The following is a 24,433-nucleotide window of genomic DNA, read 5'->3' on the forward strand; positions in this document are numbered from 1 at the left end:
GAGGGCCGGGCGGCGGCGGTGGCGACGGAGGTTTCGGCGGCGGCGCGTCGACCGTCGGTGGGGACGGCGGCGTCGGCGGCGACGGCGGCAAGGGCGGAACCGGAGGAACTGGAGGGACCGGCGGCACTGGCGGGACAGGCGGCACCGGCGGCTTGATCGGAACCAGCGGCCAGTCCGGTGGCGGTGGGGCCGGGGGCGCAGGCGGTGCGGGCGGCACGGGCGGCACCAAGGGCACCGGCGGTGGTGCCGGCAGCGGCCAGTCGGGTAGCGGGAGCAGTGGCGCCGACGGCCATGAGGGCGCCACCGGGGGAACCGGCAGCGCGGGCAGCCCGGGCTGACTTCGGCCGCCAGGTAGCCTCTCGCCTGTGCCCGACGAGCAGAGCCAGGACCGCACCGACGACGGCCCCGTCTTCACCGGCTTCGGCATCGGCTCGGCGGTCCTTGGCATCCTCGCGGTGGCAGCTGTCGTCCTGGCAGGTCTGATCTGGACCCAGCATCGCAGCGACGTCGACGAGCTTCATTACCGCGCCCGTGTCATGCAGGCCGCCGCCGACTGGACCAGCGTGCTGATCAACATGAACAAGGACAGCGTCGAAGTGGACCTCAACAAGCTGCACGAGGGCACCGTCGGTCAGCTCAACGCCGACTTCGATTCGACTGTGCAGCCTTATCGCGCGCTTGTGCAGAAGCTGCAAGCCAAGACCACCGGTCAGGTCGACTCGGTGGCCGTTGAGTCGATCCACCACGCCCAGCCCGGCCCCAACGGTGCGCCGCCGCCCCCGCAGCAGCCCGAACTGTTGGGGGCCGCATCTCGGACCGACACCGTGATGGTGGTGGCGACGTCGATCAGCCAGAACGCCGGCGCCGACAAACCGCAGACCGTGCGCTGGAATCTGCGCATCGACGTCTCCGACGTCGACGGCAAGCTGCTGATCTCGCGGCTGGAGCCCATCCGATGAGAAACCTGTTGCGCGTCTTGGCCTTTGACGTACTGGCGCCCCTTTTTGCAGTGCTGGCCCTGGTGTACATCGGCATCGTGCTGGCCTGGCCGCTGTGGTGGGTGTCGGTCTGCTCGGTGTTGTGCTTACTCATCGTCGAGGGCGTCGTCGTCAACGTCGTTCTCGCGCGCCGTGATTCGGTCACTATGGGCACCGACGACGACGGCCCCGGACTGCGACTGGCCGTCGTCGCCGTCGCAACCGCCGCGTTGGCGGCCGGCGTGATCATCGGCTACGTCAAGTGGACGGTGCCCGACCACACGCTCAACAGTGACACCACCGAGGTGGCAGGCATCGCCAGCAGCGTCTCGGAGGCTTCGGCCACGTTCACCCCGCAAAGCCCGAACGCATCGATCGACCGGGTCACTGCCATGATGTCGGCGAAGAGCGCCGAGGCGTTCAAACGTGAATTCGCTGATGTGGCAAAGGATTTGACAAGCCGGAACATCTCAGCCCAGGCCAGCACGGTGTCGGCGGGCATCGAGGCGATCGGGCCGGACGCCGCCAGCGTCGCGGTGATCATGCGTGCGACGCAGAGCTCACCGGGCAAGCCGACGGACACCGCGGTGCTCGCACTTCGCGTTCAGCTGTCGAAGTCCGACGGACGCTGGATGGTCGACGACGTGTCGCCGATCCACTCGCGCTAACGCAGCAGACGCGCGTGGTCGACCTTCAGGCAGCGGTCCATCACGACTTGCAGTCCCGCTGCTTCGCCATCCCGGGCGACCTGGTCATGCCACAGCCCGAGTTGTAACCACAACACCTTTGCGCCGACATTGACGGTGTCGGTCAGCACGCCAGGGAGATACTCGCGGCGCCGGAACACGTCGACGAGATCGGGCACCACCGGAAGATCCGCCAACGACGGGTACACCCGCGTGCCTTCGATCTCGTCGATCGTCGGGTTGACCAAATACAGCTCGTAGTCGCTCGCCGACTTCAGATAGCTCCACACGTCATGGCTGGCTCGCATGGGGTTGGCCGACGCGCCGACAATCGCGACAGTGCGCGTCTCCCGCAAAATGTGTTCGATGTCCGGCGCGTTGGCCATGCCTAGTGGCGTTGATCGCGCATCTTTGCGAACCGGTCGGACAACCGGCGCATCCGGATCATCAGCGAGGCAGGCGGACTCGTCGTCCCGGCGACATACGCCGCAAACTCCTTGCCGGGCACACCGATGCGCGAAGCGAACTCGTCAGGGCCGAGACCCGAGCGCTCCAGCAGCGCCTGCACATGGCGACCGACCTCGGCGCGCTCGTTGGCCTCGAGATGCTCGCGGGTCCGGATCAGCACCTCTGAGAGGGCCTTCGAAACGCCGTATGGCCGTGCGGTTTCCAGCACTTCCTCGACTTGGCGTGCGGTCCTGCCGTACGGATCACGCTTGATCGCGACGACGATGCGCTGCCAGACGGTGAGGTCATCGGTCTCCAGCGCCGCGCGAATCGCAGAGGTCGGCCAGAACTCGACGGGCCGGTCATCGGTCGTCGGTTTGCGGGCACTTCTCGGCGCCGGCGCTCGCGTCGGGCCGGCGACTGCATCGCGTCGCGCATCCCGAATGTCGGGTGCCAACGTCACCTCGCCTCCTCAAGCATCGCTACCGCCACCGACAGGCAGCGCTCCCTCACCTTGGCCCAATCAGCCTCCGCCTCAGGGCCCGACATCCTGGTGTCGTGCTCGTCTGACGGTTGTGGATCGGCCAGGCGGCGTACCAACTGGGTGGCGACCCATTGTTTTCGTGAGCGGTCTCCACAGTAGTACCGGTCCATGGACGCCAGCACCACAGCGGCAGTGTGAGTCTCCATGGAGTCGACCAGTTCGGCAAACTCGGCAAAATCCTTTGTCGTGTTTCGGCACATGACCAGGTAGCTCTTCAGCCGCAGCGTCTCAGCCCCGGTCGGAACCTGCAGCCGGTCGCCGGTCGGCAGCTGCACGTTGGTGGTCTCCACCGGGCTGCTGCGCGCGACCGGTGCGCGTTCGGCGTCGGCCTCGGTCTCCAGCGCATCCAATGCCACCGACAGCCTGCCCCGCCAGATGGTCACCGGATGCACCTCGGGCAGGCTGGGCGGCTTGGACTTGCCGTTCTTCACGCCGTTTGCAGTTGTGCCGCCGTTGCGATGTCCGGCCCCGTTCACGATCGCGGGCATCGGCTGGGTGGGGGGAGCGACGCCCAGCGCGAGCGGGTCGGCGACGGTAATCGTATCGGGGGCAAGGCTTTTCAGCCTGGCCGCGGACTTGACCACCATCCGGAGGTCGGAGCCTGTCGGCCCCAGCGACGAAATGTTGTCAGGGATGATGACCAGGTCCGGCAGGTCGACCTTGGGGATCGGCTTTTCGAAGTCCACCGACGGCAGAATGCGGGCCAGCCAGCGTGGCAGCCACCAGTTCCATTCGTCGAACATCGCCATCAGCGCGGGCACCAGCACCAGCCGCACCACGGTGGCGTCAACCGCGATCGCGACCGCGCACGCAACGCCGAGCTGAGCGACCAACGGCATGCCCGCGAACGCGAACCCGATGAACACCGCGATCATGATCAGCGCGGCGCTCGTGATGGTGCGGGCGCTGGTGCTCACCCCGTACGCGACGGCGTCGCGGGTGTTCTTGGTCTGCAGGAACCGCTCGCGGATGCGGGTCAGCAAGAAGATCTCGTAGTCCATCGACAGGCCGAACGTCATCGCCAGCACCAGCGGCGGGATCGTGCTGTCCAGCGACGAGATCGGTTTGAAGCCCAGGTCTTCGAGCCAGCCCCACTGGAAGACGACGACGAGGCTGCCGTAGGCGGCGGCCACCGACAGCACCGTCATCAGCACGCCCTTGAACGCCAGGAACACCGACCGAATCGAGATGAGCAGCATCACGAACGCGATCAGCGCGACGAACCCGAACACCAACGGCTGGGTTGACGACACCCGGTCGTCGAAGTCCTTGATCAGCGCCGTCGGCCCGCCGACGTCGATGCGTGCTCCTGTGTCGGTCTTCGGCAACTGTGCGCGCATCCAGTCGACCGTCTCGCGCGCACCCATGTCCTCGGGGTCCACCGACAGCACCGCCGACAGCATCGCGCGCCGGTAGTCGTCGCCGAAGACGGGCGGCGACACGGTCACCACGTTGGGTCCCTGCGCCATCTTCTGGCGCACCGCGTCGAGCGCGGGCTGTTTGGCCGCCGCGGAGGCCGCATTGCCGTCAGGGAACGTCACGAGCACACGGACCGGCCCCAGCGCGCCGGGCCCCAGTGCCTGCGCCGCCGCGTTGACGCCGCCACGGATCTCATGCGTCGGCTCGAACTGGCGCTGCATGCTGTTGCCGAGGACCATCGAGAACGCCGGCGCCGCAAGGGTCAACAGGAACGCCGCGGCCAGCAGCGCCGAGGCCCACGGCCGTCGCATCACCCATCCGGTCCAGCGGCTCCAAAACCGCGACTGCGTGCTTTCGACGCGGCGCGACCAGTGCAGATACGACGACCGTTTGGCCGCCGCCCGGCCGAACGTCGCCAGCACCGCGGGAGTCAGCGTGGTCGACGTCAGCACCGCAACGGCGACGGCGAGGATCGCGCCGGTGGCCATCGACCTCAGCACCGGGGTGTTGATCAGGTAGATGCCCGTGACGGACGCGATCACGGTCAGCCCGGAAAGCACGACCGCCAGACCGGAGGTCGCCATCGCGGCGTCGGCCGCTTGCTGGGAATCGCGGCCCGCACGCAGTTCCTCCCGGAACCGCATGAGAATGAACAGTGAATAGTCGATGGCCAGTGCGATGCCGAACATCGACACCGTCGACGTGACGAACACCGACATCGTGGTGTACATCGACAGCAGATAGACCAGCCCCATGGTCACCACGACCGTGCAGATGCCAAGGACCAGTGGCATCGCCGCGGCCGCCAGCGAGCCGAAGACCGCGAGCAAAACAATCAGGACGATCGGAAGGTTCCACTGCTCGGCCTGGGCGATGTCGTGTTTGGTGGCCAGTGTCGCGGCCGCACCGAGTGCCCCCTGCCCGATGACGTAGAGCTTGACCTTGCCGTTCTCGATCTCGCCCGGCTGATCGCCGGTGATGCCGACCTTCTGCCGCAGCTGTTTGGCGACGTCGACGGCGCCGGTGTTGTTGAAGTCCAACTGCAGGGTGACGACATACGGGCGGTCGGGCTGAGGCGGCGGCTGCTGCGGGTTCGGCGCCACCTTGACGCTGGGCACCTCGGCGGCGATGCGCTCGAGTTGGGCCACCGCCGCAGTCATGTCCTGGAACGAGGCATCCGCGCGCGGGGCTGCGACCAGGGCCAACGGGGAGGCGCCCTGGTCTGGGAAGTGCTGCTCGAGCTCACGCTGCACATGCAGCGACTGGGAGCCTTCGACTTCGAAGCCGCCGCCGGTGAGGTTGCCGGATTGGTTGGCCGCCAGATAAATGGCGGGAGCCAATAACAGCAGCCAAACCGCGAAGACCGCCCAGCGATATCTGCGCAGGTTGCTGCTCAAGCGCATCATGAACTGCTGGATAGCGAACTCCCACTTTCTGCCCGGCGTTGCGAAGCTGAGCCTATATCAGCGTCGTGTAGGGTGACCGGCCCTGAGCAACGCCTTAAGCAGCTCTAACTCCACTCTCGCAATTGCCTCACCAACCGTTACTCCAGCCTGCGGACTTCCTGCTATTCACCTGCACGTTTCTTCGCTGGATTGGCAGCGGCAGCGACGTCGATGGCACTATGTGCGACAGGCCGTTTTGGGGTCACCGAACCCAACTGTCCGATTGCGGAGTGCTTGCGACGTGCCAAAACGTTTGCAAATCGTAAGGAGTTGTCCATGATTTCGACTGCTGAGACGTTGCGTCGCGGCCTTTATGCGGCGTTCGCTGCGTCGGCGGCCGGTGGCGCCAGCGTCGCTGCCCTGTTGGGTAACCCAGCCCCGTCGGCAACGGCCGCGACCGATCCGTGCGCGGCCAGTGAACTGGCCAAGACCATCGGGTCGGTGGCCACGTCCATGGGCTACTACCTCGACAGCCACCCGCAGACCAACCAGGCGTTGACGACGATCTCCCAGCAGCAGGCCGGGCCGCAGTCGCTGGGCTCGGTCAAGGGCTATTTCGACGCCAACCCGCAGGCCGCCAAGGACATGCAACAGTTGCAGCAGCCGCTGGTGAGCCTGTCGGCCCGCTGCCAGTTGCCGATCAGCTTGCCGCAGCTGATGGGCCTCATGCAGGCCACGCAGCAGCAGGGCGGCGCCGTGCCCGGAGGTTTGCCAGGAGCCCTGCAGACCGCGCAGACGATGGGCGCAGGCGGTGCTGTGGCGCCTACGTCACCGGCGCCCGCATCGGCTGCCACGCAGGGCAGCGGACCGCTGCCGGGGCCGTCGACGCTCACCCCGCGTTAGCGCGGCACGACACGCACCGACCGTAGCTGACCTGCGGTTTCGGACTTTGTCGCGATCGGTTATCCGCAAGGCAAGAAAGTCTGCACCCTTTCTGCTTAGCTTTTAAATTGTCGGAACCGCCAATGGTTCTCGCTTCTGAACTTCGTCCGAAGGAGCCTGTCCATGTTGCTCTCGGCCCGTACCGCGCGGCGTGCGGTAGCTGGCGTGGTCGGCACCGGCGCGATTGCCGGTGCGATGTTGTTTGGCGCACTGCCCTCGGCGATGGCCGACGATCCGGCCAACAACCCGCCGAACTGCACCGCTGCCGACCTGGCCGGGGTGGCTTCGGGGGTCTCGGCTTCGACGTCGGCTTACCTCTTCACGCATCCGGATGTGAACTGGTTCTTCACCAGTCTCGAAGGGCTGCCGCGTGATCAGGTCCGTACCGAGGTGAAGAACTACCTGGACCAGAATCCGCAGACCAAAGCGGATCTCACGGGGATCCGCCAGCCACTGGTCGACCTCAAGAACCGCTGCGGTTCAGCACCTGCACCTGCGATTTCGTAGCGCCCGTGCGGGTGGGTGAATCGCCCGCGCAGGAGAGCGCGAGCCGTACGGTGCTGATGGTCGACGACGACCCTGACGTCAGGACCTCCGTGGCCCGCGGGCTGCGGCATTCTGGTTTCGACGTGCGGGTCGCGGCGACCGGTAAAGAGGCGCTGCGGCTGCTCTCCAACGAATCCCACGACGCGTTGGTTCTTGATGTGCAGATGCCCGAGCTCGACGGCGTCGCGGTGGTCACCGCGCTGCGGGCGTTGGGCAATGACATCCCGATCTGTGTGCTGTCCGCGCGTGACACGGTCAACGACCGGATCGCGGGCCTGGAGGCCGGCGCCGATGATTACCTGACGAAGCCGTTCGATCTGGGTGAGTTGGTGGCTCGGCTGCACGCGCTGCTTCGGCGCGCGAGCAACTCGGAGCAGTCCTCCGACACGATGACCGTGGGGCCGTTGACCATCGACACCGCGCGACGGTTGGTGTTCGTCGACGGCGAGCGGGTCGAGTTGACCAAGCGAGAGTTCGACCTGCTGGCAGTGCTCGCCGAGAACGCAGGTGTGGTGCTGTCGCGGCAACGGCTGCTCGAATTGGTGTGGGGTTACGACTTCGACGTCGACACCAACGTTGCCGACGTGTTCATCTCCTACCTGCGGCGCAAGCTCGAACGCGACGGACTGCCAAGGGTGATTCACACGGTTCGCGGGATCGGGTACGTGTTGCGGGACGAGCCGTAGTGAGGCTGCCGCGGTTCCTGCGGTCAGCTTCGTTGCGCACCCGGGTGGCGATCGCGTCGGCTGCCGCCGCCGCTGCGGTGGTGGCCGTTTTCACCATCCTCACCTCCGTGGTGCTCGCGAATAACGATGCGGCGCAACTAGATCGGCGACTCGACTCGATCGTCGACGCCAGCATCAATCCCAACGAAGTGCAGGATCCGCGACGGGGTGTGCTCACCACCGGGCGGTCCAAGTCGACCGGGCAGGTGATGTTTCAGCGCGGCCTGCAACTGCCGCCGTTGCCGTTGGGCAGTGCCAACGTCGAAGTCAACGATGTCGAGTATCGGGTGCGTACCGTCGCCGTGGACCAGCAGGGTGGTGTGCTGATGTCGGTCGGCATCCGCGCCGACAGTATCTTGTTGAACCGCGCCAGGATTCCGGCCTACACCGCCGTCGGTGTGGTGACGGTGTTGATCGCCGCCGGACTGGGCTGGCTACTGGCCGGCCCAGCGATCCGGCCGCTGCGCCGACTGACCGAGCACACCAAAGCACTTGGCGAAGACGCAGAGGAGATGCCCGAGGTGCGCGGCGTGCGCGAGGCCGAGGATCTTTCCGAGGCGATGTCCGCGATGCTGAGCAGGCTGGCCGCCGCCCAGCGAGCCACCACCAACTCGCTGCAGGCAGCGCAGGACTTCGCCGCCAACGCCGCACACGAACTGCGCACACCGCTGACGGCGATGCGCGCCGACCTCGACACGCTGCGAATCCACGACCTCCCGGATGACGAGAGAGCCGAAGTGGTGCAAGATCTTTCGCGCGCGCAGCGTCGCGTGGAGGCGATCATCACCGCGCTTGGGCAGCTCGCGTCCGGCCAGCTGGCGCAGGTCGAAGACCGCGAGCTCATCGACATCACCGACATGCTCGACCGGGTCGCGCGAGAGAACATGCGCACCGCCGCCGGCGTCGAGATCGAGGTCGAGGCCGCCGACGATCTCGGACCGATCTGGGGTTGGCCCGGCGGCCTTCGCCTCGCCGTCGACAATCTGGTCCGCAACGCGGTGACACATGGTCAGGCGACTCGAATTGTGTTGATGGCACGGCGGCTTGCTCATAGCCTGACGATCATCGTCGACGACAACGGCCGCGGTCTGCCCGAGGAAGAGCATCAGGCCGTGCTTGGCCGGTTCTCCCGCGGCAGCAACGCGGCGCCAGGCGGATCGGGGCTGGGCCTGGCGCTGGTGGCCCAGCAGGCTGCGCTGCACGGCGGGCGTATCGAGCTGTCCGACGGTCCACTCGGTGGTTTGCGCGCGACGTTGACGGTCTCGACTTCGCCTGAGCCGCCTACCGATTCGGACTAGCCCCGGCGCAGCATCGCCGCCACGGCGCGCCATCCCAGCAGCAGGACTGCGGTCGCTATCGAGGCCACCACTACGAAACTGGTCTGCACACCCGCGGAGGTGGCCTTGCGCAGCAGCATTCCGCCCACCACGGTGCAGACCCATACCGCGATGCCGGTCGAGATGACCGTGAACGGCCTGCGCCATCCCCGGATCAGGAGCCAACCGAGAGCGGTGCCGGCCAGAAACGGCCACGCGGTCTGCGCGATGCCTGCGACGGTCAATCCCTCGGCGTGGCTTCGCCGTCCGATCGTGGCGAACACGATCACGCAGACGATGTCGGCCAGCAGGGCGATCAGCGCGCGTCGCACCCGCCTGCGCGTGTCATTGATTGGCAACGTTCCTCATATCTAAAACGGCTGGGGCTCAAGAAGATTCGGGTTCGGGATCATGGGGGGCCTCAGGGTCGGGGCTGAACTGCGGCGGCTGTGCGGAGTCGACCGTTGCGTCAGGGTCGATGTCCTTCTCGGTGCGGAACATGAAGAAGAACACCACCCAGCCGATCGCGGAGATGAAGATCCAACTGACCAGCCGATAGATGAGCATCGCGGAGATCGCGGAGGCCAGCGTCATGCCCGACGTCACCAGGCCCGGCACCAGCACCGCCTCGACGACGAGCAGGCCGCCCGGCATCAACGGGATCGATCCGACCGCACGTGCCGCGGCGTACGCCACCGTCACACCCGCCAGGGACGGGTGCGCACCGGTGGCGTAACAGGCGAAAAGCAGACACCCGACATCGGCGATCCAGTTGAACAGCGACCAGCCGAACGCCTCGCCGAGCTCGCGGCGCGACAGGCTGACCGACTCCAGCTGGGACAGCGTCTCGCGCCACTTGGTCAAGCCCGTGTCGGAGGGCTTGCCGCGTACCGAGTTGAACCACGACAGCAGCCGCACCCCAATACCGTCGATGAGTTCGGGGCGGGTCGCGACGGCCTGCGCCAGCACGATCAGCACGAGGAAGCCACCTAGCGAAAAGATAAGCGACAGTGGGTTTTTGCTCGCACCGAGCATGAAGGCGCCGCCGAGGCCGACGAGCGCAAGCCCAACCACCTGCAGCGCGCCCGACATCACCAGCTGCCACGACGCCACCACCGGCGACGCGCCCCAGATGCGCTGTTGGCGGTAGATGAAGGTGGCCGACAGCACCGGGCCGCCCGGCAGCGTGGTGGACAACGCGTTGCCCCCGTAGAAGGCCGCCTCCGAACGCCATTGCTTGACCTTGACGCCCGCCGACCTCAGCAGGGTGCGCTGAATCTGCGCGAAGCTGTGCATCGACGACATCGCTGCGACGATCGCGGCCAGCACCCACCACCAGTTCGCGGAGTAGACGCTCTTCCACGCCTTGGCCAACTGGTCCCACACCAGCGTGAGCTCGGCCGCCAGCACGACGGCTGCGACACCGATGATCGCCCAGCGCAGCCACCAGTATTTGCCCCTGGTAGGGCGCTCCTGGCTGGAGTTTCCCGTCTGCGAGTCGCTCGCAGGCGCGTCGTGGGACACGCCAATAGGGTAACGGTGCAGTTCGCGCAGATAATGGCGCAATCGCAGGCGCGCCGAGGTCGATTCGCGAGATGCCCGGCCAGGTGTGTGCCTGCCGTTACGCTACCGGCATGCCAGCGGGCCCTTCCTTCGATTCCGTCGCCGATGCGTCAGTGACTCCCTTCGTGCGCAAGACGGCCGCATGGGCGTGGCGCCTGCTGGTCATCGGCGGTGCGATCGTGGCGCTGTTGTGGGTGGTCAAAAAGCTGGAAGTGCTGGTGGTGCCCGTTGCGCTGGCGACGCTGCTGGCTGCGCTGCTGTTGCCGGTCGTCGATTTCCTCGACCGCCACGGCGCGCCTCGCGGTGGCGCGGTGGCGCTGGTCCTGCTCGGCGGAATAGCCGTCGTCGGCGGAATCATGGCGTTCGTCGTGACCCAGTTCATCCAGGGCGCACCGGCACTCGTCGACCAGGTGAGCGCGAGCATCAAGGGCGTCGGTGACTGGCTGACGAACGGGCCGCTGAAGGTCAACCAGGATCAGATCGACAGTGCCCGCAAATCGGCGATCGAAGCGCTGCAGAACAATCAGGAGAAGTTGACCAGCGGCGCGCTGTCGACCGCGAGCACGCTGACCGAGATCGTCACCGGTGCGCTGCTGGTGCTCTTCACTCTGATCTTCGTCTTACACGGCGGGCGTCACATCTACGGGTTCGTCACCAAGATCTTCCCGCAGGACGTGCGGGACCGGGTGCGTGACGCGGGCCGGGCCGGCTTCCATTCGTTGATCGGCTACGTGCGCGCGACGTTCCTGGTGGCCCTCGTCGACGCGGTCGGCATCGGCACCGGCCTGGCGATCATGGGCGTGCCACTGGCGTTGCCGTTGGCGTCGCTGGTGTTCCTCGGCGCATTCATCCCGCTCGTCGGTGCGGTGATCGCCGGATTCGTCGCGGTCGTGGTCGCGCTGATCGCGAAGGGCTTCGTCTACGCGTTGATCACGCTCGGCTTGATCATCGCCGTCCAACAGCTGGAAGGCCATGTGCTGCAACCGCTTGTGATGGGTCGTGCGGTGTCGATCCATCCGCTGGCCGTGGTGTTGGCGATCGCGGGAGGCGGCGTGCTGGCGGGCATCGTCGGCGCGCTACTGGCGGTGCCGACCGTGGCGTTCCTCAACAGCGCGGTTCGCGTGCTCGTGGCCAGCGACCCAGCAGCCGAAGAAGCCGCGCAGGAATCCCAAAGCGGGCCGGTCGTCAAGGGCGAAGCCGACGACATAGAAAGCCGAGCGGCCGACGCGCCCTAACACCAAGGCCCGCGAAATAAGGTTCCGGTACGTTTCTCGCCGGAAAGCGTGCCGAAACTCTGATCTCGCCAGCGCCAGCCGAGCGGCCGACTAGATCCGGCCCTCGCGCCGCAGCAGATCCTGCGCGCTGACCCCGCCGCCGCGGCGCTTGGGCTCTTCGTCCTTGGGAGTGTTCAGCTTTTCGGTGGCCGCGTCGGCGTCGGACTTCCGCGGCGTCGGGATGGCCGTCGTCGCGGGTGCATCGGTGTTCTGCGGTCGCGGACGTCCCCTGCCTTCCGGCGGGGTCCCCAGCGCGGGAATCGCAGTCGTCGGCTCGTTGCCCGGCTGCGGTCTCGCCGGGCGCGGGCGTTGTTCGGGCATCGCGCGCGTGGCGTCCGTCGACGGCCGCGCTGGTGGCGCAGCGGGCGGCGCCGCAGGCGGAGCGCCCGCGCTGGTACCGCGCAATTCGCCGAGCCATGACTCGATTTCGCGCTCTTCGCGTGGTCCGGCAGGTGGCGGTGCGGGCCGTTGCGCGCGGGGTGTGGCTCCGGTCGCGTTGTTCACGACATTGCGGACCGCATTCTTGGCGACCGACAGCCGCGTGGTCTGTGGTTCGTCGGCCTGCGAACGGGTGGGGATGCGCGTCGTGCCTGCGCCGGACGGACCATTGCTGCGCGGTGGGGCCGCGATCCGTGACGCCGCGTTCGGCCGCGACGAACCCTCGACCGCGGGGTGTGTCGGGTCATGCGGCGGCCTGGGCCGCGCTACCGGCGCACCCGCACCGACGAGCGCCTCCGGGCTGTCCGACGGCTCACGCACCGCGGGGCGTTTGCGTTCGTCGGGCAGCTCGGTCTCGCCGAGGCCGAGCCGCTCTTGAAGTCGCTTCATCCAGCGCGGCGCCCACCAGCAGTCGTCGCCGAGCAGCTTCATCACGGCGGGCACCAGGAACATCCGGACCACGGTGGCGTCCAGCAGCAGCGCGATCAGCAGACCGAACGCCAGGTACTTCATCATCACCAGGTCGGAGAAGACGAACGCGCCCGCCACGACGGCCAAAACCAGTGCGGCGCCGGTGATCAGGCGACCGGTCGTGGCGGTGCCGATCCTGATCGCCTCGGCGGTGGACATGCCGCGCTCACGCGCTTCCACCATGCGGGACACCAGGAACACTTCGTAGTCGGTCGACAGGCCCCAGATCACCGCGATGATCAAGCCGATCATCGGCGCCATCAACGGCTGTGGTGTGTAGTTCATCAGCCCTGAACCGTGGCCGTCGACGAACATCCACGTGAGCACGCCCATCGTCGAGCCCAACGTGAGCGCGCTCATCACCGCGGCCTTGATCGGCAACACCACCGAGCCGAACGCCAGGAACATCAGGATCGTCGTCGTGGTGATCAGCAGGACCACCATCAACGGCAGCTTGTCGAACAGGCTGTGAATACTGTCCTGCTCCAAAGCCGGTGTGCCGCCGATGGATACAGTGATGCCGCGCGGCGGTGTGATCGCCCGCAACTCGTTGATCTGCTTGGCCGCGTCGTTGCGGTTCACCAAACCGTTCTGGATCACCCGCACCGACGGCTCCTTCGACGCGCCGTCGAGGTAGGGCCGTTCCTTCCACATCTTGGACGGATCGTTGTCCGGGTCGATGAAGCCAGGAATCTGCATCGCCTTGTTGCGCATTTCGGCGATCTGCTGGTCGGTGATCGGCTGACCGTTGTCGCTCTCCATGACGATCGTCAGCGGTTCGGTGCGGAACCCGGGGAAGATCTTGTCGAACTCCTGCTGCGCCTGGCGTACCGAATTGTCAGGCGGCAGATATTTCTCGCTGATGCCGCCGAGCGCGAGCTGTCCCAGCGGGATGATCAGCGCGATCAAAACGATGATGATGGGCACGGCGAAGGCGGCGGGCCGCTTCATCACGCGGTTGACGAGCTTGCCCCAGAAGCCCTTCTCGACCTCTTCGCGAGTCTTGGTCTTCTGTGTCTTCTCCGACAGCCACTCCAGATAGACGCGCATCGGCTTCCAGTTGCGGAAGAACGGAACGCGCAACAAGGTGCGCACGCCGAGCGCGTCGACGTTCGGGCCAAGGATGGCCAGCGCTGCGGCCAGCACGGTGATCGACAGGATCGCCGCGAGCATGACCGAGGCGATGATCGCGTAGGTGATCGACTTGAGGAAGCCCTGCGGGAACAGCAGCAGCGGCACCGACGAGGCGACCAGAATCACCGCGGAGAACATGATGGTGCGGCCCGACGTCATCACTGTGCGGCGCACGGCGGCCTCGGTGTCGTAGCCTTCGGCGATTTCTTCTCGGAACCGGCTGACCATGAACAGGCCGTAGTCGACCGCGATGCCGAGGCCCATCAGCGTCACCACCGGCTGGGCGAAGAAGTGCACGGGTATGAACTCGGCGATCAGGCGCATGATGCCCAGCGCACCCGCGATGGTCAGGCCGCCGATGATGCCGGGTAGCGCGGCAGCGACGACGCCACCGAACACGAAGAACAACACCACGCACACCAACGGGATGGCGGCGACCTCGGCGCGTCGCTGGTCGTCACCGATGGTGCCGGTCAGTTCGGCGGCCAGCGGCTGCAGACCTGCCATCTTGAAGTCGACGCCGTCGTCTTTGACGCTGAGCAGGTCGTCCTTGACCTTCTTGTAGTTGTTCAGGATCGCGTCGTCGTTGTCGCCCTTGAGCTGGATCGACATGAACGCGTGCTGCTTGTCGGCATCGGACATGTTCTTGAGCACGTCTGGGCTCTTGAAGTAGCCGATCGACCGCAGGATCTCGTCGGGGTGGTCCTTCTCGACCTTGTCGAGGTTGTCGAGAATCTTCTTCTTGAAGTCCGGATCGTCGACGGTCTTGCCCTCAGGCGCCGTGTAGATACCGACGATGTGGCCGGACGTGTCGCGGCCGTAGGCCTTGTCGGCGACGACCGACGCGTGCACCGACTGGCTGCCCTCGTCGTAGAAACCGCTCTGGGTGACATGGCTGCCGAGACTGATGCCGAACACGCCGCCACCAAGGCACAGTGCGACCATGACACCGATCACTATGTATCGATATCGGTACACCGTTCGACCCCACCAGGCGAACACGTAAGCTCCTTCTAAGTCTGTGGCTACCCGCGCATTTCCAGTTGTCTACACGCGCGAGGTAAGTAGCGAGGACAGCGGCCGGAATGGCTGCAGCCAAGCCCCTTGCTCGGGCAGCGAATCAAGGCCGATTCGCGGTAGCGGTTCCCGGAAAACACCAGGAATGTCTTCCAGGTCGACGAACTCCAAGGTATCCGACGCTAACGCCCAACTGGCATGTTCGCGAAATCCCAGCACCGCCACGGGCACGCCGTCGCGGGCAATCTCCTCCAGTGGCTGCTTGAAGGCCTGCCCATCGGCGGAGGCCACCAGCACACCGGCCAGCCCTTCGCTGCGCCGAAGCGCGATGTGGGCGAGCATGTCGCTGTCGACGTCGCTGTCCTCGTCGATCTTCGGTTTCGCGAAGACCGCGAAGCCAACGTTACGCAATGCCTCCACCCAAGGTCGAACCACATCGGCGCTACCTGGGGCGATGTTCGTGAAGACGGTCGCCTCGGGCTCCAGCGTCACCTCCGCGCGGGAGGCGGAGATCTCTGCCGTGCGGGTCAGCAGCCACCGGCCGAGGGCGTCGAATCGAGGCCGATGTGCGGCGGTGGGCCTGCCGCCGAGGATCGAGCCGAGACCCATGTCGAGGTTGGGTGCGTCCCACACCAGCAGCACTCGCGCCGTCGCTTCGACAGGCATCACCGGCGGCGGGGCTACTTCTTCTATGTGTGGTTCTACGCGCTGGATGTCTTCAGTGACGCTCATGCCCTTTTCTCCCAGAGCAACTCGGCAACGGCACTGCCCGCGTGCTGGGCCTTGCCTTCGTACTTCGTAACGGGCCGCTGCACGGAGATAGGCAGCGTGTCCGAGGCGCTGATTCTGCGCAGCCGCGGCTCGGCGTCGCCGACTTCGGCGATCTGTTCGGCGTAGCCGGCGTGGTCGGTGGCGGCATGCAGCACACCGCCGGTCCGCAGCCGGTCGGCGATCAGTGCGACCGTGTCCGGTTGCAGCAGCCGGCGCTTGTGATGTCGCGCCTTGGGCCATGGATCGGGGAAGAAGACCCGCACACCGGTCAGTGAGTCCGGGGCGAACATGTGTTGGAGCACGTCGACGCCGTCGCCGCGGATCAGGCGGATGTTGGTGACGCCCTCGCGATCGATCGCGGACAGCAGTTGGGCCAGCCCACGCTTGTAGACCTCGACCGCGACCACGTCCAGGTGCGGTTCGGCCTTTGCCATCGCCAGCGTCGAGACACCGGTTCCGCTGCCGATCTCGAGCACCACGGGCGCCGACCGGCCGAACCACGCCTCGGTGTCGAGCAACGATGCGGGGCCGTCGGCGTCACGGGCAAGTGCGCCCATCTCGGGCCACAGCCGCTCCCACGTCGCCTGTTGTCCTCCGGACAGCGTCGAGCGCCTGGTCCGAAAGCTGGTGACCCGGCGATGCAAATGCGCGGCTTCGGGCCCGGGACGGCCGACGACATCAGGCCCGGGCGTTTGCATTCGTCCATGGTCGCTCATAGACAGCTGAGTACCCGCATCGTGGTACAGATTGATACCCAACAGTTGCCTTCGGCTGGTACTGGGGACAACCGTTCGCGACCTGCGCGCGAAGGTGCCACGATTACGGCAACACTCGGGAAGGCCGCCAGATTTTCGTCGATGCGCTGAGGCGATTCGCTGAACACAGCAAGGATCCGCGATTGCAGCCGGTCATCGCGCGCCTTGCTGCTCCCATCCGCGTTGCTGTGCTGGGCCGCGGCGGCGTCGGGCGCGGCACGGTCGCTGCGGCGTTGGCCGCGTCGGGAGTGGCTGTCACCACCGATGCCACGGCCGCGGATGTTCAGGTCGTCGTGATCGCCGAGGCGGTCAAGCCGGAGGACCGTGCACTCCTTGCCGCCGACAAGCCCAGCGTGACGGTGCTGAACAAGGCCGACCTGACGGGCCTCGGCGACGGCGGTCCGCTGGCAAGGGCGCACCGGCGTGCCGCCGAGTTTCGGGCCCTGACAGGGGTGCCTGCGGTGCCGATGATCGCGCTGCTGGCCACCGCCGAACTCGACGACGAGCTGATGTGGGCGCTGCGACTGCTGGTCACCGAGCCCGCGGACCTGACGTCGACGGACGCCTTCGTCGATGCCACCCACACGGTGCCGCCCGAGCTTCGGCGCCGACTGCTTGCGACCCTGGATCGCTTTGGCATCGCCAGTGCGCTGCTCGCACTTGGTGAGGGCGCAGCGGTGTCGTCCGTGTTGCGTCGCGCGAGCCGGCTCGACAGGGTCGTTGAGCACATCGTCGCGGCGGCCGCCCCGGTGCGCTACCGCCGGCTGCAGACCGCGATCACCGAATTGCGTTGCATCGCAGTACTATCCAGTGACAGTCAGCTCGCTGATTTCCTGTCGACCGACGAGACCGTGCTCGCGGTGATGTCGGCGGCGGTCGACGTGGTCGAGGCGCTAGGAGTGCAGGTGGACCGGGGCGACGACGCTGCGGCGCATCTACGCCGAGCCGTCCGTTGGCGTCGTTACAGCCGGGGCCCGCTCAGCCCACTGCACCGCAACTGCGCCGGTGACATCGCAAGGGGTTCGCTGCGCCTGCTCGGGCAGGCTCGATGACCGAACCGGAAGTCGCCGCCGACGCCCTGGTGGCGGCCATCGATACGGGTCTGAGTTCACCGGGCGTCGAGCGACGCGACGTGGTCTTGGTGACGGGCCCATGGCTGGCAGGCACCAGCAGCCTCATTGCGGTGTTGCGGGAACGGATGCCCGAGCGCACCTTCGTGGAGGCCGACGAACTGTCTGCCGCCAACGCGCCCACGGCGGTGGTATTCGTGGTGTCTGCGATCACGCCGCTGACCGAATCCGATTGCGCGCTGGTCGATCTCGCTGCCAACTACACCGACCTGATCATCGGCGTGGTGGCCAAGATCGACGCTCATCGCAACTGGCGCGAGGTGCTGGCCGCCGACCGGGCTCGGTTGGCGCTCCGCGCGCCGCGGTATGAGCATGTGCAGTGGGTGGGTGCGGCGGCCGCGCCCGATCTCGGAGAGCCGCGGGTCGACGAACTTGTCGGTGTGCTCAGGCAGCGGCTGGCCGACCCGGATGTGCAGCGGCGAAACCGGCTGCGGGCGTGGGAAGTCCGGCTGCAGAACGTGATCGAGCGCTATCAGGCGGAGGCCGCCGGATCGGATCGGCAGGCCCGCGTGGCCGCGCTGCGCAAGAACCGCGAGGACATCCTGCGGGGCAGGCGGCTGTCGAAGTCCGAACGAAGCATCGCGCTGCGCAGCCACATTCAGCAGGCGCGCGTGCAGCTGACCTATTTCGCGCGCAACCGGTGCACGTCGGTGCGTGCCGAACTGCAAGAGGACGCCTCGAACACCAGCCGACGCAAGCTCGGCGAATTCGAGGCCTATGTGCGGACCCGCGCGGAAGAAGTCGTCGATGAAGTCGACGAGGGCATCACCACACACCTGAGCGACGTCGCGACCGAGCTCGGTCTGTCGGCCCCGGAGCGGCCCGGACCTGCGCCTCGGCCTGAGGTCACGTCGCCGCTGCTGAAGTCACGGCGGTTGGAGACCCAGCTGACGATGGTCGTCGGCGCCGGTTTCGGATTCGGGGTGGCGCTCGCGGTCACTCGGCTGTTCGCGGGGCTGGCGCCCGGGCTGACGGTCGCTGGACTGGTGGCAGGCGGGCTGGTGGGTCTGTTGCTGACGGTGTGGGTGGTGGGCATCCGGGGTCTACTGCAGGACAGGGCGGTGCTGGACAGGTGGGTCACCGATGTCACCGCGACATGGCGGGCCGTGGTCGAGGAGCGGGTCGCCACCCGGGTGCTCGCGGCGGAAGCGGCGTTGACCTCCGGCCTGGCCGCCCGCGACGAGGTGGACAGCGCGACGGCGGCCGATCGCGTCGCTGAGATCGACGCCGAACTGCGCGAGCATGCGGTGGCCACCGCCAAGGCCGCGGCGGTCCGTGACCGTCGGTTGCCGCCCCTGCAGGAGGCGCTCGACGCGGTGCGCGCCGACCTGTACGGCTGCGCCTCGAACGAACTGCGGAACGGCTCGGATGCGACGGCCGGCAAACTGAATCGGTAAAACGCCCGAAATCGATTCTCTGAATCGTTCCTGTGAGTGATCGGACATAGATCCGATTTACCGCGGGTATGTCACCCACGTTAACCTCAGTACAGGGACGACCGAATGCGCAGCCATTCAGGCTCGGAGGCGTGATCGGGGCCTGCGTCCTGGCAGAAAACCTACGCAGGAGAGTTTTGATGACAGCAGCGACCATTCCAGGTCTGGACACCGCACCGACTAAACACAAGGAGTTGCTCGCCTGGGTCTCCGAGGTCGCGGAGCTGACGCAGCCGGACCGGGTCGTGTTCGCTGACGGCTCCGACGAGGAGAACGCGCGACTGTGCGAGCAACTCGAAGCGGCAGGCACCTTCAAGCGCCTCGACGACGAGAAGAAGCCGAATTCGTATCTGGCTTTGTCCGATCCTTCTGACGTGGCCCGGGTGGAGTCCCGTACCTATATCTGTACCGAGCGCGAAATCGACGCGGGCCCCACCAACAACTGGATGGATCCGGCCGAGATGCGCGGCATCATGACCGACCTTTACCGCGGCTGCATGCGCGGTCGCACCATGTATGTGGTGCCGTTCTGCATGGGCCCGCTCGGTGCGGAGGATCCCAAGCTCGGTGTCGAGATCACCGACTCCGAATATGTCGTCGTCTCGATGCGGACGATGACCCGGATGGGTCAGGCCGCGCTGGACAAGATGGGCACCGACGGCTTCTTCGTCAAGGCGCTGCACTCGATCGGCGCGCCCCTCGACCCCGGCCAGAAGGATGTGCCGTGGCCGTGCAACGACACCAAGTACATCAGCCACTTCCCGGAGACCCGCGAGATCTGGAGCTACGGGTCGGGCTACGGCGGCAACGCGCTGCTTGGCAAGAAGTGCTACTCACTGCGCATCGCGTCGGCGATGGCGCACGACGAGGGCTGGCTCGCCGAGCACATGCTGATCCTCAAGCTGATCTCCCCCGAGAACAAGTCGTACTTCATCGCCGCGGCGTTCCCGTCGGCGTGCGGTAAGACCAACCTCGCGATGCTGCAGCCGACCATCCCGGGCTGGCGCGCAGAGACCGTCGGCGACGACATCGCGTGGATGCGGTTCGGCAAGGACGGCCGGCTGTACGCGGTCAACCCCGAGTTCGGTTTCTTCGGTGTCGCGCCCGGCACGAACTGGTCGTCGAATCCGAACGCGATGAAGACCATCGATGCCGGCAACACCGTCTTTACCAACGTCGCGCTGACCGATGACAACGACGTGTGGTGGGAAGGCCTCGAAGGCGACCCGCAGCACCTGATCGACTGGAAGGGCCGCGACTGGACGCCGGACTCGGACGAGAAGGCCGCGCACCCGAATTCGCGGTACTGCACCCCGATGTCGCAGTGCCCGACCTTGGCTGCCGAGTGGGACGACCCGCAGGGCGTGCCGATCTCCGCGATCCTGTTCGGTGGGCGTCGTAAGACCACTGTCCCGCTGGTGACGCAGGCCCGCGACTGGCAGCACGGCGTGTTCATCGGTGCGACGCTCGGCTCGGAGCAGACCGCCGCCGCCGAAGGCAAGGTGGGCACCGTCCGCCGCGACCCGATGGCGATGCTGCCGTTCCTCGGCTACAACGTCGGTGACTACTTCGCGCACTGGATCGACATCGGCAAGCAGTCCGATGAGTCGAAGATGCCGAAGATCTTCTTCGTCAACTGGTTCCGCCGCGGCGACGACGGCCGCTTCCTGTGGCCGGGCTTCGGCGAGAACAGCCGGGTGATGAAGTGGATCATCGATCGGATCGAGCACAAGGCCGGTGGCACGACCACGCCGATCGGTACCGTGCCGACCGCCGAGGACCTGGATCTCGAGGGTCTCGACGTCGATCCCGCCGACGTGAACGAGGCACTGGCCGTCAACGCCGATGAGTGGCGCCAGGAGCTGCCGCTGATCGAGGAGTGGTTCGAGTTCGTCGGCGAGAAACTGCCGACCGGCATCAAGGACGAGTTCGACGCGCTGAAGCATCGGTTGGCCGAAGCCGACTGATCACGTCGTCAAAAGTCCCCGGGTCCTTTGGATTCGGGGACTTTTGCATTTGTCAGCCTCCCGGACTGGCCCGCTTCTGCGTATACGTCGGGGCTGTCAAGTCGCGTATCGGTGGGTCCTTGGGAACTGGCGGCCTACACCCCTGCCAGGAGGGCATAAGCCCACACACATCGACCGGATGTTCGGGTGCCGGCGATGTCAATATGGTCAGTGCCGCAGTTACCGCGACAGCAGACCCGCCCACGACCGCGAAGAATCTGCGCACTCGATGGCCGTTCATCACAACCTCCCTGCGGATGGCCCCAGCCCTCTGGCAACGTACCGTCGTCACGGCGCGGGACATGTTCTCCACAGTCGACTGGTGGCAGATCCACAGGAAATCGCGCTCGCACGATGCCACCTGGTCCCGCGGACAGGGCCGACCCTAGTAGCCGGAGTTCGGTGAAACCTGCGTGATCGTCGGCGGATTGGTCTTGTGCACGAACATGCTCCGCCGCACATCCGGCGGTTGACAGGAATCCATGCTGGGAAGCAGCGCGCACACATTGATCGGGCTCTGCGGTGCCGGCGCCGTCACAACGACCACGGCCGCCGCCACGGCGATAGCGGTGCCGCCAAGCATCGCGAAGAATCCACGCACGTTCGCAATGTACCGGCGCACGGAACGCGAATTCTGTTGGCACAGAGGCTTGGTGGCTGTTTCACAGCGCGCTTTACGGTTGCTGCAGGTCGGCGCGCACCATCTCGATCTGCTCGAATGCGTAGGTCGCCATCGCGGCATTTGTCATGGACGTGCCGACACGGCCGAGAGATTCGTAGGTGCGGTCACCAAGGACCTCACGCAGATGGGTGATCGTCGACTCGAACTCGGGGAAGGACGTCTGGGTGAAGCCGGTCCAACCAGACGTACTGATGGTCGCGGCGGGTTCGTAGTAACCGAGCCGATCCAACAATGCGGCCAGAACCGCGAGACCGCTCGACGCCTGGGAGATGTTGTTAGCGTCGTGGAACATGTGCAACGCCAACTCCACGTAGTCGAGGGCTTCGGCGGCATCGCCGTGCGTGACGACCAGACGCGCTAGGTTGCCGGCGTGGTAGGACTCGAGCTCCCGGTTGCCGGTGTTGTGCGCAATCTCTAATCCCTTGCGGTGCGCATCATGAGCTGCATCGAAATTGGCGCTGTGCTGCGCAATGCCGTAGCAAAGCAATAGATAACTGGCGGTGTGTGCGTTATCGGTGGCGTCAGCCATCGTCAACAAATCGGTTGATGCCTCCGCGGCTTCGGTCTCCTTACCAACCATCGTCATCGCCAATACCAGGGCGCCGCGGGCGTAGCGCTGATCGCCGGTGCCGCGCGCGATCATGTTTCGGCATAGCTCTTCCCATCGCTGTGGCTTGTTGAGAGAGATGTATATGCCTCCGAGCCACGCCTCTGATTCGTAGGGAACTTCCGCGAAACGTCCCGTATCGATGGCGGCCAAGCCGGCCTCGGCATAGCGCAATGCATCGTCGGTGCGGCCGAACGTGTAGCACTGAGCTGCCATGCTGTAGAGCTGAGGCAAGCGCGGAAAGTCAACTGCGCGAGCGGGTTCGATGAGCTCCTCGACCCACGTGATGGGTTCGTGCTGTTGGATGCGCAAGCCGAGAAACGCCGACATGGCGGCGATCGTCGCCGCGGTGTCGAGATCTTCGGTGTCGGCCGCCCACCGGAATGCCGTACGCAGGTTGGCAAGTTCGAGGGTGAACCACTCATAGGCTTCGCGTTGGCGTGCGCTGTCCCACAACGCCATCACATCGGGTTCTCGCTCCGCGAGGTAGCGGGCATGCGCGGTACGGGCAGCGGCTCCCTCACCGGATACGACCAGTTGGTCTTCAGCGAACTGGCGGATGGTCTCGAGCATCCAGAACCGTGTCTGTGCGGACGTGCGATCGGCGGTGAGAAGTGATTTGCGAACCAGTGCGTCCAACAGGTCAAGGGTGGTGAAGTCGTCGCCGAGCTCGGTAACCGATCGGGCTCCTGCGAGGTCGAATCCGCCCGCAAATACCGAACAACGGTTCAACAGTGACTTCTCGGCATCGTCGAGCAGATCATATGACCACTGCACTGCGTGGCGGAGCGTTTGGTGTCGTTCCAACCCGCGGCGAGAACCGACGAGCAGACGGAACCTGTCGCCGAGCCGGTCTCGTACTTCAGTGGCCGTCATCGACTGCATACGCGATGCCGCCAACTCGATTCCGAGAGGTATCCCGTCGAGCTGGCGACATATTTCGATCACCGCACCGACATCGTTGCTTCCTGCTGTCGGCACACGGTGCCCCACGGCTGCAGCGCGTTCGATGAATAGTGCGGCCGCCGACGAGGCGATGCCATCGTCGACGTCCAACGAAGGCACCGACCATAGATGCTCGTCGGCCGCGCGCAGTCCTTCGCGGCTGGTGGCAAGGACTTTCACGGTTTGCGAGTGGGCGAAGATCGTTTCGACCATTTCCGCGGCTGCGTCCAGCACATGCTCGCAGTTGTCGAATACCAGCAGCCGTGACCGGCCTTCCAACGCCGTGGCGACGCTCTGCGCGAGACTCTTGCCCGGTTGTTGAAGTATGCCGAGCGCGGCCGCCACCGCCTCCGGTACCGCAGCGGGATCGGAGATCGACGCCAGCTCGATCACCCATACGCCGTCCGGGAAATCTTGGGCCGATCTCGCCGCCACTTCGAGTGCAAGCCGGGTTTTGCCGACGCCGCCGACGCCGGTCAACGTCACCATGCGATGAACGTCGAGAGCCGCAGTCAACTCGGCCAGTTCGGATGACCGGCCGACGAAACTCGTCGTGGGCGGGCGGAGGTTGCCGGGTACCACATCGAGTGTCTTCAGCGGCGGGAACTCGTCAGCCAGCCCGTCGGCGCGCACCTGGAACATCTCGACAGGTTTGGCGATGTCACGCAAACGTTTTGACCCCAACGGGATCAGGTCGACGCCGCCGAGCAGACCCGCGGTCGCGCCGTCGAGCAGGATCTGGCCGCCATGACCCGCAGCCATCACCCGGGCGGTGCGGTTGAGCACCGTGCCGAAGTACTCGCCGCCTCGCAACTCCGCCTCACCCGTAGCGATCCCCATCCGCACCGGCAGTTCCAGCGATCGCTGCGCGGTGACCGCGGCATCGACCGCCGACCGCGGCGACGAGAACACCGCACACATGCCGTCGCCGGTGTAGTTGAAGACCCGACCTTCGTGGGCATCGACGGCCTCGCGCAGCACCTTGTTGTGCGACTCAAGAGCCGCCCGCATCGCGGTCGCGTCGGCCTCCCACCGCCGCGTGGAGCCCTCGATATCGGTGAACAGGAAGGTCAGGACGCCGGAACCCGGGCGCGGCGCGTCGCCATCGATCATGACGCACCCCCGTTCTCCAGGCGTAATCGTAAATTCGTCCTCGGAGAAACGGACAGAGACCAGGGGTCTTGACACCTGTCAAGTTCCTCGTCGTAAAGTCAGCA

20 protein-coding genes are annotated in these 24,433 nt (G+C 66.1%); 10 read left to right on the forward strand and 10 right to left on the reverse strand.

Annotation, left to right across the window (positions count from 1 at the left end):
* Nucleotides 1-365: 365 nt before the first annotated feature.
* The gene (locus J3E61_RS10260) at nt 366-959 is read left to right on the forward strand and encodes a hypothetical protein (RefSeq protein WP_210083475.1); all 594 of its coding nucleotides are present in this window, start codon (nt 366-368) and stop codon (nt 957-959) included.
* Nucleotides 956-1,645 carry a hypothetical protein gene (locus J3E61_RS10265; protein ID WP_210083476.1) on the forward strand — a complete coding sequence of 230 codons (690 nt, stop codon included), beginning with the start codon at nt 956-958 and terminating at the stop codon, nt 1,643-1,645. Before J3E61_RS10260 ends, J3E61_RS10265 begins: the two co-directional genes overlap by 4 nt.
* Here J3E61_RS10265 and J3E61_RS10270 read toward each other — a convergent pair.
* The 3 genes from J3E61_RS10270 to J3E61_RS10280 are packed head-to-tail and all read right to left on the reverse strand — an operon-like array spanning nt 1,642 to nt 5,479.
* Nucleotides 1,642-2,049, reverse strand: coding sequence for a CoA-binding protein (locus tag J3E61_RS10270; RefSeq protein WP_210083477.1), 408 nt, complete (start codon nt 2,047-2,049; stop codon nt 1,642-1,644). The two genes, J3E61_RS10265 and J3E61_RS10270, sit on opposite strands and share 4 nt — an antisense overlap.
* 2 nt (nt 2,050-2,051) lie before the next feature.
* Nucleotides 2,052-2,573 carry an XRE family transcriptional regulator gene (locus tag J3E61_RS10275; protein WP_210083478.1) on the reverse strand — a complete coding sequence of 174 codons (522 nt, stop codon included), beginning with the start codon at nt 2,571-2,573 and terminating at the stop codon, nt 2,052-2,054.
* Nucleotides 2,570-5,479: an MMPL family transporter gene (locus J3E61_RS10280; protein ID WP_192725105.1), complete on the reverse strand. Its 2,910-nt coding sequence runs from the start codon at nt 5,477-5,479 to the stop codon at nt 2,570-2,572. Before J3E61_RS10280 ends, J3E61_RS10275 begins: the two co-directional genes overlap by 4 nt.
* 315 nt (nt 5,480-5,794) lie before the next feature.
* On the opposite strand from J3E61_RS10280, the gene J3E61_RS10285 reads away from it, so the two are divergent.
* From J3E61_RS10285 to J3E61_RS10300, 4 genes are all read left to right on the forward strand, one after another.
* Nucleotides 5,795-6,361: a hemophore gene (locus J3E61_RS10285; RefSeq protein WP_210083479.1), complete on the forward strand. Its 567-nt coding sequence runs from the start codon at nt 5,795-5,797 to the stop codon at nt 6,359-6,361.
* Nucleotides 6,362-6,523: 162 nt separating this feature from the next.
* Nucleotides 6,524-6,907, forward strand: coding sequence for a hemophore-related protein (locus J3E61_RS10290; RefSeq protein ID WP_192725107.1), 384 nt, complete (start codon nt 6,524-6,526; stop codon nt 6,905-6,907).
* Between the two features lie 56 nt (nt 6,908-6,963).
* Nucleotides 6,964-7,632, forward strand: a complete 669-nt coding sequence (locus J3E61_RS10295) for a response regulator (RefSeq protein WP_192725276.1) — start codon at nt 6,964-6,966, stop codon at nt 7,630-7,632.
* Nucleotides 7,632-8,969, forward strand: coding sequence for a HAMP domain-containing histidine kinase (locus tag J3E61_RS10300; protein WP_192725108.1), 1,338 nt, complete (start codon nt 7,632-7,634; stop codon nt 8,967-8,969). Before J3E61_RS10295 ends, J3E61_RS10300 begins: the two co-directional genes overlap by 1 nt.
* Here the strand turns inward: J3E61_RS10300 and J3E61_RS10305 are convergent.
* A complete protein-coding gene (locus J3E61_RS10305; RefSeq protein ID WP_210083480.1) occupies nt 8,966-9,346 on the reverse strand; it encodes a DUF3054 domain-containing protein in 381 nt (126 codons plus the stop codon). The genes J3E61_RS10300 and J3E61_RS10305 overlap by 4 nt on opposite strands.
* Before the next feature lie 28 nt (nt 9,347-9,374).
* Nucleotides 9,375-10,511 (reverse strand): flippase-like domain-containing protein, encoded by a 1,137-nt coding sequence (locus tag J3E61_RS10310; RefSeq protein ID WP_192725110.1) that lies wholly within the window; start codon nt 10,509-10,511, stop codon nt 9,375-9,377.
* 110 nt (nt 10,512-10,621) lie between these two features.
* Between J3E61_RS10310 and J3E61_RS10315 the strand changes: the two genes are divergently transcribed.
* Nucleotides 10,622-11,785 carry an AI-2E family transporter gene (locus J3E61_RS10315; RefSeq protein WP_192725111.1) on the forward strand — a complete coding sequence of 388 codons (1,164 nt, stop codon included), beginning with the start codon at nt 10,622-10,624 and terminating at the stop codon, nt 11,783-11,785.
* A gap of 90 nt (nt 11,786-11,875) precedes the next feature.
* Here J3E61_RS10315 and J3E61_RS10320 read toward each other — a convergent pair whose 3' ends face one another.
* Genes J3E61_RS10320 through trmB form a run of 3 tightly spaced genes read right to left on the reverse strand, consistent with a single transcriptional unit; the run spans nt 11,876 to nt 16,413 of the window.
* Entirely contained in the window at nt 11,876-14,869 is a 2,994-nt protein-coding gene (locus J3E61_RS10320) for an MMPL family transporter (protein ID WP_210083481.1), read from the reverse strand.
* Between the two features lie 45 nt (nt 14,870-14,914).
* The gene (locus tag J3E61_RS10325; RefSeq protein ID WP_210083482.1) at nt 14,915-15,616 is read right to left on the reverse strand and encodes an NYN domain-containing protein; all 702 of its coding nucleotides are present in this window, start codon (nt 15,614-15,616) and stop codon (nt 14,915-14,917) included.
* Complete coding sequence (trmB, locus tag J3E61_RS10330) at nt 15,613-16,413, reverse strand: tRNA (guanosine(46)-N7)-methyltransferase TrmB (RefSeq protein ID WP_192725114.1); 801 nt, start codon at nt 16,411-16,413, stop codon at nt 15,613-15,615. Before trmB ends, J3E61_RS10325 begins: the two co-directional genes overlap by 4 nt.
* 104 nt (nt 16,414-16,517) lie before the next feature.
* Here trmB and J3E61_RS10335 point away from each other — a divergent pair, with 104 nt between their 5' ends.
* From J3E61_RS10335 to J3E61_RS10345, 3 genes are all read left to right on the forward strand, one after another.
* Complete coding sequence (locus J3E61_RS10335; RefSeq protein ID WP_210085498.1) at nt 16,518-17,462, forward strand: hypothetical protein; 945 nt, start codon at nt 16,518-16,520, stop codon at nt 17,460-17,462.
* Nucleotides 17,459-18,937: a hypothetical protein gene (locus J3E61_RS10340; protein WP_210083483.1), complete on the forward strand. Its 1,479-nt coding sequence runs from the start codon at nt 17,459-17,461 to the stop codon at nt 18,935-18,937. Before J3E61_RS10335 ends, J3E61_RS10340 begins: the two co-directional genes overlap by 4 nt.
* Before the next feature lie 179 nt (nt 18,938-19,116).
* Complete coding sequence (locus J3E61_RS10345) at nt 19,117-20,943, forward strand: phosphoenolpyruvate carboxykinase (GTP) (RefSeq protein ID WP_210083484.1); 1,827 nt, start codon at nt 19,117-19,119, stop codon at nt 20,941-20,943.
* A 424-nt stretch (nt 20,944-21,367) separates the two neighbouring features.
* Here J3E61_RS10345 and J3E61_RS10350 read toward each other — a convergent pair whose 3' ends face one another.
* Together J3E61_RS10350 and J3E61_RS10355 are read right to left on the reverse strand one after the other, a co-directional pair.
* Nucleotides 21,368-21,583, reverse strand: coding sequence for a hypothetical protein (locus J3E61_RS10350; RefSeq protein WP_192725117.1), 216 nt, complete (start codon nt 21,581-21,583; stop codon nt 21,368-21,370).
* A 73-nt stretch (nt 21,584-21,656) separates the two neighbouring features.
* Nucleotides 21,657-24,329, reverse strand: a complete 2,673-nt coding sequence (locus J3E61_RS10355; protein WP_210083485.1) for an adenylate/guanylate cyclase domain-containing protein — start codon at nt 24,327-24,329, stop codon at nt 21,657-21,659.
* Between the last annotated feature and the right edge of the window lie 104 nt (nt 24,330-24,433).

This window comes from Mycobacterium sp. OAE908 (assembly GCF_017872775.1).
In the GTDB taxonomy this organism is placed as follows: domain Bacteria; phylum Actinomycetota; class Actinomycetes; order Mycobacteriales; family Mycobacteriaceae; genus Mycobacterium.

What these genes read in the sequence shown, in the direction of transcription:
- J3E61_RS10265 (WP_210083476.1), top strand. Translation starts at nt 956, where the DNA reads ATGAGAAACCTGTTGCGCGTCTTGGCCTTTGACGTACTGGCGCCCCTT.
- J3E61_RS10270 (WP_210083477.1), bottom strand. Translation starts at nt 2,049, where the DNA reads ATGGCCAACGCGCCGGACATCGAACACATTTTGCGGGAGACGCGCACT.
- J3E61_RS10280 (WP_192725105.1), bottom strand. Translation starts at nt 5,479, where the DNA reads ATGATGCGCTTGAGCAGCAACCTGCGCAGATATCGCTGGGCGGTCTTC.
- J3E61_RS10285 (WP_210083479.1), top strand. Translation starts at nt 5,795, where the DNA reads ATGATTTCGACTGCTGAGACGTTGCGTCGCGGCCTTTATGCGGCGTTC.
- J3E61_RS10290 (WP_192725107.1), top strand. Translation starts at nt 6,524, where the DNA reads ATGTTGCTCTCGGCCCGTACCGCGCGGCGTGCGGTAGCTGGCGTGGTC.
- J3E61_RS10295 (WP_192725276.1), top strand. Translation starts at nt 6,964, where the DNA reads ATGGTCGACGACGACCCTGACGTCAGGACCTCCGTGGCCCGCGGGCTG.
- J3E61_RS10315 (WP_192725111.1), top strand. Translation starts at nt 10,622, where the DNA reads ATGCCAGCGGGCCCTTCCTTCGATTCCGTCGCCGATGCGTCAGTGACT.
- J3E61_RS10325 (WP_210083482.1), bottom strand. Translation starts at nt 15,616, where the DNA reads ATGAGCGTCACTGAAGACATCCAGCGCGTAGAACCACACATAGAAGAA.
- J3E61_RS10340 (WP_210083483.1), top strand. Translation starts at nt 17,459, where the DNA reads ATGACCGAACCGGAAGTCGCCGCCGACGCCCTGGTGGCGGCCATCGAT.
- J3E61_RS10345 (WP_210083484.1), top strand. Translation starts at nt 19,117, where the DNA reads ATGACAGCAGCGACCATTCCAGGTCTGGACACCGCACCGACTAAACAC.
- J3E61_RS10355 (WP_210083485.1), bottom strand. Translation starts at nt 24,329, where the DNA reads ATGATCGATGGCGACGCGCCGCGCCCGGGTTCCGGCGTCCTGACCTTC.